Origin of the sequence: Collinsella sp. CLA-AP-H1, from assembly GCF_040092945.1 — a bacterium.
Taxonomy (GTDB): domain Bacteria; phylum Actinomycetota; class Coriobacteriia; order Coriobacteriales; family Coriobacteriaceae; genus Collinsella.
The window spans coordinates 17,291-32,458 of sequence record NZ_JBBNKO010000001.1; the positions used below are offsets into that span (position 1 = coordinate 17,291).

Consider the following 15,168-nt stretch of genomic DNA (forward strand, 5'->3'; position numbering starts at 1 on the left):
GACGTTTTCAAAACCAAGCCCGGTCCCGGCCGGACAGCCCACGAACGCTACAGGTTCTTGACACCCATCGCGCGCATGGCGTTCAGGATGGCGATGATTGCCACGCCTACGTCGCCAAAGACCGCAAGCCACATGTTGGCGATGCCGAGCGCCGCAAGCACCAAAATCAGCAGCTTAATACCCAGCGCGAAGATGATATTCTGCCAGACAATCGACATGGTCTTGCGCGCCACGCGGATCGCGCGGGAAATGTTGGACGGCTTGTCATCCATCAGCACGACATCCGCCGCCTCAATCGCAGCGTCGGAGCCCATGGCGCCCATGGCAATGCCCACATCGGCGCGCGTAAGCACAGGCGCATCGTTGATGCCGTCGCCGACAAAGGCGAGCTTGCCCTTACCGCTTTCGGCCGCGAGCAGCGCTTCAACACGCTCGACCTTGTCGCCCGGCAGCAGCTGCGCATGGAACTCGTCGAGGCCGAGCTGCTTGGCCACCGCAGCAGCCACTTCCTCGCGGTCGCCCGTGAGCATAACGGTGCGCTTGACGCCGGCGGCGTGCAGGTCGCGGATCGTCTGCTCGGCATCGGCCTTAACGGTGTCTGCAATCACGATGTGGCCGGCGTACACGCCGTCAACGAGCACATGCAGAATCGTTCCAACGACCTCGCAATCGGGCGCTTCGACTCCGGCCGCGGCGAGCATCTTTGCGTTGCCAACGACGACGTGCTTGCCGTCGATGGTTGCCGTCACGCCGTGGCCCGCGTCGTTGGCGGAGTCGCTCACGCGTTTGGGGTCGACCTCGCCCTGGTAGGCGGTGCTTACCGACTGCGCGATGGGGTGATCGGAGAACGACTCCGCAAGGGCTGCGACCTCAAGCAACGACTGCTCGGTATAGCCAGCCTCGGGGTGCACCGCGACCACCGAGAAAGTGCCGTTGGTGAGGGTGCCTGTCTTGTCAAAGACGACGGTGTCCACGTCGGCGAGCGTCTCGAGGTAGTTAGAACCCTTGATGAGAACGCCCAGTTTGGAGGCGCCGCCGATGCCGCCAAAGAAGCTCAGCGGCACGCTGATCACGAGCGCGCACGGGCAGCTGACGACCAGGAAAGTCAGGCCGCGCAGAATCCAGTCGGACCAGGCACCGGTGACCAGGCCGCCGCCAAGGGCGAGCACCGCGGCCGCGCCGGTGACGGCGGGGGTGTAGACGCGGGCGAAGCGTGTGATGAAGTTCTCGGTGCGTGCCTTCTTTTCGCTGGCATTCTCCACGAGCTCCAGGACGCGCGCGACGGTGGACTCGCCAAAGGGCTTGGTGGTGCGCACGTGGATGAGGCCCGTCATGTTGATACAGCCGCTGATGATATCGTCGCCGGACTTGGCGGGGCGGGGGACTGACTCGCCCGTGAGCGCGGCGGTGTCGAGCTGGGTTTCGCCCTCGACGATGACGCCGTCGATAGGCACGCGCTCGCCGGGCTTGACCACGATCACGGTGCCGACGGCGATGTCATCGGGAAAGACCTGTTCGAGTGTGCCGTCGGCTTGCTCGACGTTGGCGTAGTCGGGCGCGATGTCCATCATGGCGCTGATTGACTTGCGGCTTTTGCCCACGGCATATGCCTGGAACAGCTCGCCGACCTGGTAGAACAGCATGACGGCGGCGCCTTCGGCCATGTGCGGGTCGGTATCGGGGAAGAGCACCATGGCAAACGCGCCGATGGTTGCGACTGCCATAAGGAAGCTCTCGTCGAAGGCCTTGCCGCGGCGGATGTTACTGAATGCCTTTTGCAGTACGTCGTAGCCGGCAATCAAAAACGGCACGAGGAACAGCACAAAGCTGGCGTAGATGTCGCCCGGGGTGCCGAATGCGGCGGCGAGGGTGCCAAGCTCATCGAGGGCGCACACCACGGCAAAAATGCCCAGCGCTACCAGGATGCGGTTGCGCTTATGCTCGAGTGACTCTTTTTTCTTGCGCTTCTTCTTTTTCTTTTTGGGGTCGACGGTGACCATGACTCGTATCCTCCCATTTGAATGTATGAACACTCGCTCATATAATTTCGCGAGCAAAGGCCGCGGTAAGCGCGGCCTTGCGGGTCAGCGTATGCGCAGGCTAGAGAATGATCTCGCAGTCCGGCTCGGCGTCGGCGGTGAACTCCACGACACGGTCGAGGACCTCCTCGAACTCGGCGTCGTCGGCCTCGAGCGTCAATTTCTGGGTCATAAAGTTGACGGACACGGATTTGACGCCCTCGAGTTTGGCCAGCTCGTCCTGAAGCTCGCGCGCACAGTTGGCGCAGTCGATCTCGTCGAGCTTAAACTGCTTTTTCATGGTGGGTTCCTTTCTCTGTGTTGGCGACCTGGGTGCCGGTCGCGTTGATACCGTGGTTGGTTGCTATTCGCAGATATGGCTCATGCCCTGGTTGAGCATGGTGTAGACATGATCGTCGGCAAGCGAGTAGAGGATGTTGCGGCCGTCGCGGCGGAACTTGACCAGGTGCGACTGCTTAAGCGTGCGCAGCTGGTGCGATACTGCCGACTGCGAGGTTGCGGTCGCCCCGGCGATGTCGGCCACGCAGAGCTCGCGGCCCATGAGGGCATAGAGAATCTTGATGCGCGTGGTGTCGCTGAAGACCTTGAACAGGTCGGCCAAGTCGTACAGCAACTCCTCGTCGGGAAGGTCCTCGGGCGAGCAGGTGGTGGGGATCACGGGTTCGGTGGCCTCGATGTCAGTCTTTGTTTCATCAGCGTGGTCGCTCATTGCAACATCCTTTCATATGAACATGCGCTCATATAACTTGCTTCCGATTATATGAGCGCATGTTCATATGTCAATAACGTTCAGGTAATTCGTCGTACAAAATGATGAGGAAAAGCGGACGAGATCCCGGACTAAGCGGTTTTGATTAGCGATGCCGGGGTGGGTGCCCCTGCGCCGTGCAAAAAATGGAGTATTCTGCAACGATAGGGGGTCTGTTAATCTATCGCGGGCCAAATAATGTAGTTCAAGAGCTATCTTAGGGTGTTAAACCGATGAGTTCTTCCTCAAATGTTGCCTAACGTTCTCACGCAAGAGTGATTTCGCTTCACATTTGGATCCACTCGAGGGTGATGGACACCCGACCCTGCTGAATACTCGCAATTTTGCACGTCGCTAGGGTACCCACCTTGTTAGTCGGCCTAGTTTCCGGCCCCGAAGACCCTGCCCTCGGGCGTGAAGCTGCTTGTTTGGTTGAGTGATGGGCTGCCTGGTTCGACGATTTGCATGTCATCGATTGCCGGAGCCTCGTTAATCATCGGATCGTCCAATGTGATGCTTTCGAGCATTGCTTTTTCGAGATCGATTCGTTGACGCTCTTCGGAATCCTGGCGAAGCTCCTCCTGGATTCGTTTCTTCTCCTCAATAAACCTTCTGAGCACAAACAGTCTCAGGTCCTCTTGCATGATTTGAAAGTCTTTTGGCAAACGCGAGGGGCGTATACCTTCTTTTCTTTGGATTGCCTCCATGACCCTAACGAAAGAGCTGGCATGCATAAAGGAATAACGGCTGACGGTGATGATTCCGTGCCCCATGGATGCAAGTGCGTTCTTGCGTTCTTCGTCGATGGCACGGACTTCTTCCGCGTCGTGATAAAAACCGTTGTATTCAATATCTGTTCGAGATTTCTTCAGATATGCATCCATAAAGAACTTTTTGCGTCTCGTGAGATTTTTTGCGGCAGCGGTGACCTGTACCTCGTAATCGGTCTCAATTCCCTTAATACCAAGTCCACCTTCGCTTTTGGGCAGCGTAAGCATCATGACAAAGGCCGTTTCCATGGGAGAGCGGCATCCATCGCGTACACATTGAATAGCCTTTCGGGCAAGGGCCAAACCATCGCATCTGGTAATGGAATTAAAGAACTGTTTTAACCTCTCGGTCGAGGTAAGTGGGAAACGCTCGGTATAAGAGGTAGAAGAACCGGTTCCAAGGGAATAGGCGCCGCACAGTTCAAAGTAGTACTCCACTAGTTCGCGAAAAGGGAGATAGGTGGCGGCCTGAAGTGCGCAAAGCTCAACGCCAACAATGTAGATGTCATCTTCTAGCTCTATAAAACGCGAGCATGAGAATCGCTTTGACGAAACGTGGCATCGGCAGTCCATCGCGTAGCGCGCGTTCCTGCGATCAAACACCATTACCTCGGGGGAATGGTTTGCGTCGCGGGCAACATCATGTTTGGCAAGCCATTCTGTGGCCGCGTCGAGGAGCGTTCCGGTGGGGCACGATCCGTAAATTGCGACAGGGCTGCAGGACTCGATGTCTTTCGCAGAAACCGAATGCGCGGCCTGGTAGACCGCTTTTGCCGTGGTATGTGACAATACGATACTCATGGTATATATCGTGTCAGCTAATGCTGCGTTGATGGCGCTGAGTGGAAAAGTCGTTTTAGAGGTCTAACCAAATGCTGTCCAAAAGCTTGACGCAATTATGGGTTGGTACGCCCTAAATAAATGTTTTCGCAGCTCGGCTATAGCATAGAAATACTCAATTGCTGCACATTTGGTATCGATGCATCGCCATCCGAACACGAATCACGTGTCGGGAAAGTGCCGAAGTAGTTAAAAAACAGGGTTCAGAATTTGTGAAGAGCGGGCCTGCTTGTGGAACGTAGGGCGGCCTCGCTGCGGGGGTTCCCGCTGTGAGGCCGCTCGTGAGCAAGCAGTGTTTGTTGCAGACGTTTCTACTTGGCAAACAGGTTCTTGAGGTTGAATTCGGCCTGGACGGTACGGAGCATGAGGTCGGTGTCGTCGAGGCCCAGGTGCTGCTCGTTGGCGTCGGCGGCGAGGGTGCCACGGCGGCGCGCCCAGTTCTCGAGCGCAGCGGGCGCGGACTCGCGGGGGAGCGAGCGCACGTCGGCGTCCAGGCTGCGGCAGATCTGGCGCGAGTCGATGACGATAATCTTGCCTGCGCGGCGTGCCTCGGCGTAACCGTCCAGATGAATTTTGAACCAGCTGTCCTCGAAGGCGGCATTGTGCGCCATATAGGGGTACTTCTTCATGAGCTTGAGCAGCTGCTTCTGCAGCTCCTTGTTCTCGCGGAACGGCTTTTTGCCGTCGATGTCGTCCCAGGTGATGTGATGGATGTTCGATAGCGGCACGTCCTCGCCGCGGTAGATGTCGGGCAGGCCGCAGTAGTGTGCCTCGGCGTCATGTGGCACGGCGTCGCTGGTGAGATCCATGATCTCCCAGCCCACGTTGATGATGTAGCCGCGCTCGGGCGCGCGACCGGTGGTCTCGATGTCGATGCCCAGCACCGTGCCTTGGATGGGCTTGCGGGCATATGCCACGCCGAGTGCGTCGCGGTCACCGCGGATCTCGCGCATGACCGATGCGGCGGTACGCTTTTGCATCTTGCCGATGGCAGCGCAGGTGTCGGCATCGGACAGGCCGCGCGAGAGCGTCGCGGGCGTCACGTTGCGCAGGCGCGCCTCGCCAATCTGGTCGCACAGGTCGCGGTTGCGGTCGGCCAGGTCGCGCACGGTGGCAAAGTCGAAGCCGGGGTCGCCCTCGGCGGTAAAGTACTCGGTCTCGAGCACCTTGAGGGCCTCCTCGCCCTTCTGGCGCTCGGACTCCATGGCGCCGTGATCGCCGTAGATAAACATGGGGATAAACGGCTGGCGCTCGTATTCGAGTGCTTGCGAAACATTCATATGCTGCTCCTTGGACGGGCCGCGTCGCGCGGCTCGGGGTTACTGAGTTGTGGCGAGATGATAGTTTACCATGGGCAACTATTGGCACCGCGCCCGGGACAACTACAATACCCTAGTTGACCGCTAGGACTTTTACAATGCTGCCGAAAGACACGAAAGGTTCCATCCGTCATGGATTTACTGATTGATATTCTGCTCGACGCCGGCAAGGACACGCTGTCGTTGGTGCCGTTTTTGTTGGTGACGTATTTGGCTCTTGAAACCCTTGAGCACGTTGCGGGCGATCGCGTCAACGGCGCTATCAAGCGCGCCGGCGCCGCGGGCCCCGTGGTTGGCTCGCTGCTGGGCATGGTGCCGCAGTGCGGATTTTCGGCCATGGCAGCAACGCTGTACGCCGGCCGCGTCGTGACGCTGGGCACGCTGGTTGCCGTGTTCCTCTCGACCTCCGACGAGATGTTGCCGCTGTTACTCGCCGAGCAAGTTCCCGTGCAGACCATGGCGATGCTGCTCGCCTCGAAGGCGCTGATCGCTCTGGTTACGGGCTTTATCGTGGATGCGGCTATCCGCGGCCTTCGTCGTAATGCCCGCGCGCATGCGGCGATTCGCCGTACCGTGCTGGGGACCGCTGCCAATCCGGCCCATGTGAACTGCGCGCACGACGACCATACCGGAGGCGACATCATTGACGAAGTGGCCGAGGCGGGCGTAAGTGCCGATCACATTCACGAGCTGTGCGAACGCGATCATTGCGGCTGTGACGAGGACGAGGACGAGCGCGGACATGGGCACGGCCACGAACACAGCCACGACCATGGTCACGCGGACGAGCACGAGCACCACCACGACCACAGCCACTCCCACGAGGGTGCGCCCGTTCTGTCGATTATCCGCAGCGCGATCTCGCACACCGTGCAGGTGTCGGTATTCATTTTCCTGGTGACGCTGATTCTGGTAGCCGTCCTCGAGACCTTTGGCGAGTCCGCAATCGAGCAGTTCCTGCGCGGCAATGAGACGCTCGCCGTCCTGGGTTCGGCGCTTGTCGGTCTGATCCCCAACTGCTCTGCTAGCGTCGTTATTACGCAGTTGTACCTCGAAGGTGCGCTGCAGTTGGCGCCGATGCTTGCCGGCACGCTCATTTCCGCCGGCGTGGGCTACCTGGTGCTGTTCCGCACCAACCGCAGCGCTCGCGAAAACGCCGTGTTCCTTGTCATGATGTATGTCATTGGCGCCGGTTGGGGACTCGTTCTTTCCGCCTTCGGCCTCTAAGCAGGCCTAACAAAACGGGCTTCAAAATAGTCATGCTCGGCGCCTGCACAATGCGGCGATGCATGGCATTTTGAAGCCCGTTTTTTTGTTGAGCCATGGATCCTGAGTGCCTACACCGCTCAAAACAAAAAAGGCAGATTTCCGGGCATGTCCCGAAAATCTGCCTTGGTTAGCGCAGCAGATTGGTGAGGTTGCGTTTAAAGCGGGCTCGGTCTTCGCTGGTGAAGGCTGCCGGACCGCGGGTGCGTCCCCCGGCGCGGCGCACCTTCTTTTCCTCGTGGCGAATAAATAGTTGCATGTCGATGGTCGCCTTATCGTAGACGCGCCCGCGCACGCCAATGGCGGCGGCATCGCGTCCGAGCGCCATGCTCGCCAGGCCTATGTCTTGTGTCACGACCACGTCGCCAGCCTGCAGGCGCTCGACAATGGCAAAGTCGGCACTATCGGCTCCCACACTCACATCGAGCGTCGTGACCCAAAAGCCCCGACGCGCATGCTCGGCGTCGCGCGGATCGTCGCGGCGAATGTGGCGCTCCAGGTTTTGCGTGCTGTTGCCGGCGATAACGACGGCGACGCCCGCCCTCCGCGCGCAGTCGATCGACTCGCGCGTGACCGGGCAGGCGTCGGCATCAATAAAAAGTGTCTTTGGCATCTAACGCACCAGTTTGCCAAACTGAATGGCGCGGACAACGAGCGTCACGGCAAACACCAGCAGTGCGGCACCGCTAAAGATGACGAGCATCTTGGCCGACCACAGCGGATAGATAAACACGAACATGCCCGCGATGATGGAGAGTGCGCCGCTCAGGATGGCGAGGGCGCGGTTGGCGGAAAGCTCGGACTCCAGAATGGACATGACGCCCTCGACGATCCAGCCAAAGCCGGCGACGACCACAACAAGCGTGGTGAGCGTCGCGGTCGAGAAGGCCTGGTTGCGCAGGATTATGACGCCGCCCAGAATGATGAGCAGGTTGGAGATGATGCTCGTCACGCGCCAGCCGGTGGGCAGCAGCGGCTCGAAAACAGCGGTAAACAGCCTGATCGCGGCCGTGATCACAAAGTAGAAGCCCAGGACGGTCGTCAGGAAGACGAGGGACTTGGCGGGCGCAAACAGCAGTTCGATGCCGGCGACGAGCGCCAAGACGCCCGTGATGGCGTAAATCCAGCGCACGGCCTTGACGGCCTTGCCTGCCATGCTTTTCTCGTCAAATCCAAACGCGCTCGATTGCTTGTCATCGTTCTTAAAGATGCCCATGATGTCTCCTTTCGTGCGGCGTAAGCCGTAGCTCTTGCAACCAGTATCGCCCAAGGGCGCTGTCGCGTGGGGCGGAAGGGGCGAATTGGAGCCTCACCTTCGCGAATTGTCACCTTTGTTCCCGTTTGGATGTGGGATATTCAACAGATGTAGAACATTACAGCTCTGTTCGTTATTGCCTACGTTTTAGGTTAGATTTTCTAAAGGACAATTGGCTTTTATTGAGGGGTCCCTATGAACGAAACAGTTCCCGCGGCGCCGACGAGCGCCGAGTCGATGGCAAAGCAGGGTTGCGAAAAGCTTGGCCTGGACACGTTTGACGCGCTGGTCCGCCGCGCCCGCACGTGCCGCCGATTTGACGAGTCCATGCGCGTACCGCGCGAGTTTTTGCTCGAGCTGGCGGAGCTGGCACACCTGGCCCCTTGCGGCGCCAACGCTCAGCGCCTGCGCTTTCATGTGGTGAGCGGTGCAGAGGACTGCGCGCGCGTATTTGATGAGCTCGCCTGGGCCGGTGCGCTCAAGGACTGGCCGGGTCCCGATGAGGGCGAGCGCCCGACCGGCTACATCGCGATTCTTGCCGAGCGCGCTGTTCCGGGTAAGCCCGCCGCGCCCATCACCGAGGTCGACACCGGCATTGCCGCCCAGACGATGATGCTCGCCGCTCGCAGCGCCACGCCCGAGGTGGCGGCATGCATGTTCAAGGCCTTTACGCCCCACGCGATTGCTGCCATGGGGCTCGATAACGACAAGTATGAGCTCAAGCTGATCATGGCTTTTGGCGTGCCAGCCGAGACACAAGTGATCGATGCGATCGACTCCAACCCCGACGGCTCTATCAATTACTGGCGCGATGAGGTGCAGGTGCATCACGTGCCCAAGCGTCCGCTTGCCGACGTGCTGGTGTAGTTGAGCGTCGCTGCGGCGTGATCCGTCGGAAACCACCACAGAGGTGCCTGTCCCCTTTGTGGCGATACGAGGGGAGGGCGTGTGGCCGATCTGTATTTGGTGCGGCATGGGCAGACCGAGCTCAATGTGAAGAACATTTTGCAGGGCTGGCACGATTCGCCGTTGACGGCGCGCGGGCGCGAGCAAGCACTGGCGACGCGTGCGGCGTTCGAGGACCGCGGCGTGACCTTTGACCATGTGTATTCGTCTCCGTTGGGGCGGGCGCGGTGTACGGCCGAGCTGATCGTTGGCGAGGGCCGTTCCATAGAGCTGGTCGATGACCTGCGCGAGTGGCATTTGGGATCGTTGGAGGGCACATCAAACCGCGAGATGCCGACGCAACCTTGGGGTGATTATCCGGTTGCCTTTGGTGGCGAGTCGGAAAGTGAGCTTCGCGCACGTATGGTCGCGGCGCTTTCCCGCATCATGGCCCGACCGCAGCACAGCTGCGTGTTGGCAGTCTCCCACGGCTCTGCCTGCCAGGAGTTTCTTAGATGCGCGACTGGCGGGGGAGAGCAACCCGACAACGGCGCCGTGCTTCATTTTGACTACCGCGACGGGGCGTTTTCGCTCTTGGGTTGGTAACAAACGAAAGGACCCCTATGAATAAAGACCTGTATCTGGTTCGTCATGGACAGACGATATTTAACCTCAAGCGCATTATTCAGGGCTGGAGTGACTCGCCGCTTACGCAGCTGGGATGCGACCAGGCGGCGCGTGCCGGCATGTTCTTGCGTGCGCGCGGCATTGAACCCGACCATGCCTACACCTCCACGCTTTATCGCACCGAGCAGACTATCGCCAACTTGTGGCCGGGCTTGGCGTACGAGCGTCTGGACGGCCTGCGTGAGTGGTTCTTTGGCGACTTTGAGGCCGAGCGCGTGATGCTCATGCCCGAACGCCCGTGGCGCGATTTCTATCGTCAGTTTGGCGGCGAGGGCCAGATGCAGGTTCGCGAACGCATGGTCGCGACGTTGACCGAGCTTATGCAGCGTCCGGACCATACGTGCGTGCTCGCGGTGAGCCATGGCTCGGCTATCAAGGAGTTTATGGATCACGTGAAGGGCGCGGCGGCAGACGAGCGCGACCGCGTGCCGGGCAATTGCTCGGTGCTGCACTTTGCGTTTGATAATGCGACGGATGCGTTTGAACTGGTTGAGATCTTTACGCAGGAAGACTACGCGCGCGAGCTGGGGCTTGAGCCGCTCGTGGCGGCAGCAGGCCCGCAGCGCGGGTAGCGCGGGCGTTGCGATGCGGTTTGCCGGCGTAATTGTTTGATGCGAAAGGGGCGGAGATGCATACGCATGTATCCCCGCCCCTTGCTTGTTGAGCTGCCGAGTCTTTGTACTGGGCGTTTAGACTCTGCTAGAACCGCGCGACCTGGTGAGTGAGCAGGCCCGTCGGGACCTGCGGTGCGGCGCCGCTGACCTGCGCGGCGGGGAACAGTACGGCTACAGCAAAGTTGAACGGCTCTTTGCCAGAGTAGGCGCCGGCGGCGCGGGCCTCGTCGGCCAGAATCTGCGATGCCCCAGCCAGTGCGGCGGCATAGGCGGGGTCGTCGGCCAGTGCCGGCTCCGGTGCCTGATCGAGCATAGCGCGGATGGCTCCGACGGCATCCTCGCGCTTGACCTCCCACACACGGTGCGTAATGCCGGCGGGGTCGGTGACGGCATAGAGCGAAGCGCCCTCTTTGGCGGCGCCGAGGATGATATCCATGACGGGCGAGGCTTCGTAGGCGAGCGACACGGGGCGCGGCTGAACTTTGAGTTCGGCGATCGCGTGCGCAGCGGCGAACGCGTCGACGTTCTCGGCGGCAGCCTCGTCGCTGCCCGTCAGCACGTTAACCGGGCAAATCGCCACGACACCCGTCACGCGACCCGGCTCGCCCGAGCATTCGTACACGTAATACGCCGCGCCTGGATCCTTGAGCATCAGGCCGTCGGCAATGGCGCCGCGCAGGGCATCGTTGCCGCTCAGGATACCGCCCATCGCAGGCAGCGCCTCGAGCACGCGGTCCTGAGCCGGTCGGATGCAGGGAAACGGAAGTGCTTTCATGGACGGTCCTAACGTGTGAGTCGGTTTGTTCGCGGCTTATTATGCCCCAACTTGGCCGCCTGCGTCCCAGAGCGCGTTGTCAGCGAGCGCGATGAGTACGTTCTGGCAGCGAACGATATCGGCGTGAGGCACATGTTCGTTGGGCTTGTGCGCGAGCGCGAGCGAGCCGGGGCCATAGCTCATGCAGTTGCGGTTACCTGTCTTGCCGGCAATGACGGCAGTGTCGGTGTAGCCGGTAAAGAAGCCGACGGTCGTGTTCGCGTCTGTCACGTCATCGGCGGCACGCTTGAGCGCAGCTAGAAGGGGAGAGCCTGGGTCGCGCTCGATGGCGGGGCGGTCGCCCGTCACGGTATAGCTTCCATGGCAGCCGGGAACCGCGGCCTCAGCGCCGGCGATGGCTTGCTCTACCATGCGCGTCGCGGCGGCCGTGTCGGTCGGCGGGGTCAGGCGCATGTCGACCCAGACCTTTGCGTGGTCGGGCACGACATAGGGACGGTAGCCACCCTCGATCTGTCCAAACGTGATGGTCGATGGCCCCAACTCATCATGCACGGGCAGCGCGGCAAACGCGCGGCGAAGCGAACACACGACCTCTGCCATGGCGGCGACGGCATCCGCGCCCTTCCAAGGCTGGCTCGCGTGTGCCGTGACGCCGGTCATCTCAATCTCGAACCATGCGCGTCCCTTGTGCGCCACCTGAATTTGTCCATCGGTGGGCTCGGTGTCCAGCACCCATTCGCGCGAGCCGATCCAGCCGGCATCGATGGCCGCCTCGGAGCCGCGCATAAAGTCCTCCTCGTCGACCGAGCAGATGAGCGAAAAGCCGCGGCGGGGCAGCGCGCCATCCGCCGCTACGCGCTCGAGCGTGTGGACCAGTGCGGCAATGGCGCAGGCCAGGCCACCCTTCATATCGCAAGCACCGCGGCCATAGAGTTTATCGTCACGCACGATTGCTCCGAGCGGCGGAATGCCTGCGTCCCAGCCGTCGCCCAAGGTGACGGTATCCATGTGGCAGATGTAGAGGAGCCGTGGCTCGTCGCTCAAGCCGGGCACGGTGACCATGAGATTGCGGCGTCCGGTCAGCACCTCGAGTTCCTCAACCTGCACGGCATGGAGCATCGGATGGCTCAACCGCTCCAATTGAGCCTCAACCAACACTTTGATATAGCGTTCAATCTCGCCCTCATACGCACCTGGGTCGGAACTGTCGATCCGCACGAGCCCTTGCGTAAGCCGCCAAGCAAAATCTGTATCAACCATAGGCACCTCACAGATAGTTAGGTCAACATACAGATTGTATGCCAAGAAGCGGCTCGGTGCATTTAATGGAGCGCTCACAAAAACGGGGGCGCCTCTCGTGCGAAAGGCGCCCCCGTGGGCATTCAATGTCAGTGACGGGCAGGCCACATGGGGAACTGCCCGTCAGATCAGCCGGCGCTACTTGATCACGCGCACGCGATACATCGACGGAATCTGCTTGAGCGCCTCGATGGTGCTGCTGTCCAGGTGCTCGTCGGTGTCGAACATGGTGTAGGCGTTCTCGCCAGCGGACTCGTTGGTCATACGCTGCACGTTGGCGTTGTCCTTGGCGAGAATGGCCGTGATCTGGCCGATCATGTTGGGCACGTTGGCGTGCAGGCAGGCGATGCGGCTTGCGGCGCGCGCCTTGCCCATGCTGCAGGCGGGGTAGTTGACGCTATGTGCGATGTTGCCGTTCTCCAGGTAATCCTTGAGCTCGCTGATGGCCATATCGGCGCAGTTGGCCTCGGCCTCGCCAGTGCCGGCGCCCGAGTGCGTGGTGATAAACGTGTTGGGCATCTTGACGGTCTTGGGCGTGGCAAAGTCGCAGCTAAACCAGCTGAGTTTGCCCGCGCGCAGGGCGGCGTCGACGGCGTCCTCGTCAATGATGGTCTCGCGTGCGTAGTTGATCAGCACGGCGTCGGGTGCCAGCAGGTTGATCTGCTCGGTACTGATCATGCCGATGGTGTCGGCCTTGCTGGGCACGTGCACGGTGAGGTAGTCACAGCCACGGCAGAGGTCCTCGAGCGTGCCCACGCGCTGCACCTCGCGGCTCAGCACCCACGCGTGCTCGACGGAAATGAACGGATCGTAGCCGTAAACGTCCATGCCCAGGTCGACGCAGGCGTTGGCGACCTTGGAGCCCACGTTGCCCAGACCGATGACGCCGATGCGCTTGCCCTTGAGCTCGCGGCCCACAAAGGCCTTCTTGGCTTTCTCGGCATCGACCTGGATCTCGGGGTCGTCGGCGTTGTCGCGCACCCAGTTCATCGACTGCACTACGCCGCGGCTCGAGAGCACCAGCATGCCCAGGACGAGCTCCTTGACGGCGTTGCTGTTGGCGCCAGGGGAGTTAAAGACGACGACGCCCTTCTTGGCGTACTCCTCGACGGGGATGTTGTTGACGCCGGCGCCGCAGCGGGCGATGGCGCGGATGCCCTCGGGCAGCCCGTAGCCGTGCAGGTCGGTCGAGCGCATCAGGATCGCGTCGGCCTCTTCGGCGGTGCTCACAAATTCGTAGCCCTCGCCAAACTCGACTTTGCCGTCCTTGGTGATGTCGTCGATGGTCTTAATCTTGCGCATGAAAAACTCCTTAGCAGGTTTTAATCTAAACAGGGTGGTTTGAGATGGCTGGTCGGCCCGCGGGTTGCGGGCTAGTTAGATCGCGGGCTCAAACTATGCTGCGCTTCGAAGTCCTTCATGTACGAGGCCAGTGCCTGCACGTCTTCCATGGTTACGGCGTTGTAGACGCTGGCGCGCATACCGCCCACCAGGCGATGGCCCTTGACGTTTTGAATCTGGTGCTCGGCCGCGCCTGCGACAAAGGCCGCGTCGAGTTCGGCTTCGTCGGTGCGGAAGGTGACGTTGGCGATGGAGCGACTGTCGGCCTGCGCGGTGCCATGGAACAGCTCGCTGTGCTCGAGCAGGTTGTAGAGTAGGTTAGCCTTGGTCCAGTTGCGCTCGGCCATGGCGGCAAGTCCGCCGGTCTGCTCAACCCAACGGAACACCTTGCCGCACACGTAGATGCCAAAGGTGTTGGGCGTGTTGAGCATGGAACCCTTGGCGGCCTGGGCCTTAAGGTCCAGGTACTGCGGCGTCTGCGCAAAGGCTGGGCCATCTGCGATGAGGTCGTCGCGCACGATGACCACAGTCACGCCCGCGGCGCCGGCGTTTTTCTGCGCGCCGGCGTAAATGAGCCCGTAGCGCTCAACGTCGAGCGGCTGTGACAAAAAGCAGCTCGAGACATCGGCGACCAGCGGTACGTCGCCGCAATCGGGCAGCTCGTGGAACATGGTGCCAAAGATAGTGTTGTTCTGGCAGATGTAGACGTAGTCGAGCCCGTCGCCCGCGGCCTCGGCGGCAATGCGCGCGTTGATGTCGGCCATGTTGGGAATGTGGTCGAAATTGGTGTCTTCGGAGCTCGCGAGCAGCACGGTCTCGCCGTACTTGGCGGCCTCCTTGTACGCCTTGTTGGCAAAGTTGCCGGTCACGACGTAGCCGGCGCGGCCGCGGCGCATGAGGTTCATGGGGATGCCCGCAAACTGCAGCGTGGCGCCGCCCTGCAAAAACAGGACACGGTAGTTGTCCGGGATGCTCAGCAGACGGCGCAGGGTTGCCTCAGCGTCGTCGATGATCTGCTGGTACATGCTAGATCGATGGCTCATCTCGAGCACGGACATGCCGCAACCGCGGTAGTCCATCATCTCGTCGGCGATCTCGGCGAGCACGCTTGTGGGCAGTGCGGCCGGGCCAGCTGAGAAGTTGTGCACACGTGCCATCTTCTATTTCCCCCTCGTAGTCGTTTGAACGTTCGGGATACTTTAGCACAGTGCAGCGTCAGGCGCGACCGCATCACAGCAAAACCCGAGTGCACCGCTATGATTTACAGGATGGTTACATGGGGGAGAGGTGACCTTACTCCTCAGGCAAATCCAAATCTGCGAGCGAAGAC

General features: G+C 60.7%; 15 protein-coding genes. 4 read left to right on the top strand and 11 right to left on the bottom strand.

Annotated features, from left to right (window positions below; genetic code table 11):
- Positions 1 to 47: 47 nt before the first annotated feature.
- From AAAV44_RS00090 to AAAV44_RS00110, 5 genes are all read right to left on the bottom strand, one after another.
- Entirely contained in the window at positions 48 to 2,000 is a 1,953-nt protein-coding gene (locus AAAV44_RS00090) for a heavy metal translocating P-type ATPase (RefSeq protein WP_349113954.1), read from the bottom strand.
- A gap of 100 nt (positions 2,001 to 2,100) precedes the next feature.
- A complete protein-coding gene (locus AAAV44_RS00095; protein ID WP_260699455.1) occupies positions 2,101 to 2,319 on the bottom strand; it encodes a heavy metal-associated domain-containing protein in 219 nt (72 codons plus the stop codon).
- A gap of 63 nt (positions 2,320 to 2,382) precedes the next feature.
- A complete protein-coding gene (locus tag AAAV44_RS00100) occupies positions 2,383 to 2,748 on the bottom strand; it encodes a metalloregulator ArsR/SmtB family transcription factor (RefSeq protein ID WP_260699454.1) in 366 nt (121 codons plus the stop codon).
- 419 nt (positions 2,749 to 3,167) lie between these two features.
- Positions 3,168 to 4,358, bottom strand: coding sequence for a hypothetical protein (locus AAAV44_RS00105; protein WP_349113955.1), 1,191 nt, complete (start codon positions 4,356 to 4,358; stop codon positions 3,168 to 3,170).
- Positions 4,359 to 4,708: 350 nt separating this feature from the next.
- Positions 4,709 to 5,677, bottom strand: a complete 969-nt coding sequence (locus tag AAAV44_RS00110) for a 3'-5' exonuclease (RefSeq protein ID WP_152073679.1) — start codon at positions 5,675 to 5,677, stop codon at positions 4,709 to 4,711.
- A 171-nt stretch (positions 5,678 to 5,848) separates the two neighbouring features.
- On the opposite strand from AAAV44_RS00110, the gene AAAV44_RS00115 reads away from it, so the two are divergent.
- On the top strand, positions 5,849 to 6,943 hold the full coding sequence (locus tag AAAV44_RS00115) for a putative manganese transporter (protein ID WP_349113956.1): 1,095 nt from the start codon (positions 5,849 to 5,851) through the stop codon (positions 6,941 to 6,943).
- Between the two features lie 169 nt (positions 6,944 to 7,112).
- On the opposite strand, the gene AAAV44_RS00120 is transcribed toward AAAV44_RS00115, so the two are convergent.
- Together AAAV44_RS00120 and AAAV44_RS00125 are read right to left on the bottom strand one after the other, a co-directional pair.
- Positions 7,113 to 7,595 carry a DUF188 domain-containing protein gene (locus AAAV44_RS00120; protein WP_349113957.1) on the bottom strand — a complete coding sequence of 161 codons (483 nt, stop codon included), beginning with the start codon at positions 7,593 to 7,595 and terminating at the stop codon, positions 7,113 to 7,115.
- A complete protein-coding gene (locus AAAV44_RS00125) occupies positions 7,596 to 8,198 on the bottom strand; it encodes a DUF308 domain-containing protein (RefSeq protein ID WP_349113958.1) in 603 nt (200 codons plus the stop codon).
- 234 nt (positions 8,199 to 8,432) lie between these two features.
- Here AAAV44_RS00125 and AAAV44_RS00130 point away from each other — a divergent pair, with 234 nt between their 5' ends.
- From AAAV44_RS00130 to AAAV44_RS00140, 3 genes are all read left to right on the top strand, one after another.
- Positions 8,433 to 9,104 (top strand): nitroreductase family protein, encoded by a 672-nt coding sequence (locus AAAV44_RS00130; RefSeq protein WP_349113959.1) that lies wholly within the window; start codon positions 8,433 to 8,435, stop codon positions 9,102 to 9,104.
- Positions 9,105 to 9,185: 81 nt separating this feature from the next.
- Positions 9,186 to 9,728 (top strand): histidine phosphatase family protein, encoded by a 543-nt coding sequence (locus tag AAAV44_RS00135; RefSeq protein WP_349113960.1) that lies wholly within the window; start codon positions 9,186 to 9,188, stop codon positions 9,726 to 9,728.
- Between the two features lie 17 nt (positions 9,729 to 9,745).
- Positions 9,746 to 10,381 carry a histidine phosphatase family protein gene (locus AAAV44_RS00140; RefSeq protein ID WP_349113961.1) on the top strand — a complete coding sequence of 212 codons (636 nt, stop codon included), beginning with the start codon at positions 9,746 to 9,748 and terminating at the stop codon, positions 10,379 to 10,381.
- 127 nt (positions 10,382 to 10,508) lie between these two features.
- On the opposite strand, the gene AAAV44_RS00145 is transcribed toward AAAV44_RS00140, so the two are convergent.
- The 4 genes from AAAV44_RS00145 to serC all read right to left on the bottom strand — a co-directional run bounded on the left by AAAV44_RS00145 (position 10,509) and on the right by serC (position 14,995).
- Positions 10,509 to 11,198 carry a DUF1015 family protein gene (locus tag AAAV44_RS00145; protein ID WP_349113962.1) on the bottom strand — a complete coding sequence of 230 codons (690 nt, stop codon included), beginning with the start codon at positions 11,196 to 11,198 and terminating at the stop codon, positions 10,509 to 10,511.
- 39 nt (positions 11,199 to 11,237) lie between these two features.
- Complete coding sequence (locus tag AAAV44_RS00150; RefSeq protein WP_349113963.1) at positions 11,238 to 12,458, bottom strand: M20 family metallopeptidase; 1,221 nt, start codon at positions 12,456 to 12,458, stop codon at positions 11,238 to 11,240.
- A 177-nt stretch (positions 12,459 to 12,635) separates the two neighbouring features.
- Complete coding sequence (locus AAAV44_RS00155; RefSeq protein WP_349113964.1) at positions 12,636 to 13,799, bottom strand: phosphoglycerate dehydrogenase; 1,164 nt, start codon at positions 13,797 to 13,799, stop codon at positions 12,636 to 12,638.
- 71 nt (positions 13,800 to 13,870) lie between these two features.
- A complete protein-coding gene (gene serC, locus AAAV44_RS00160) occupies positions 13,871 to 14,995 on the bottom strand; it encodes a 3-phosphoserine/phosphohydroxythreonine transaminase (protein WP_349113965.1) in 1,125 nt (374 codons plus the stop codon).
- Between the last annotated feature and the right edge of the window lie 173 nt (positions 14,996 to 15,168).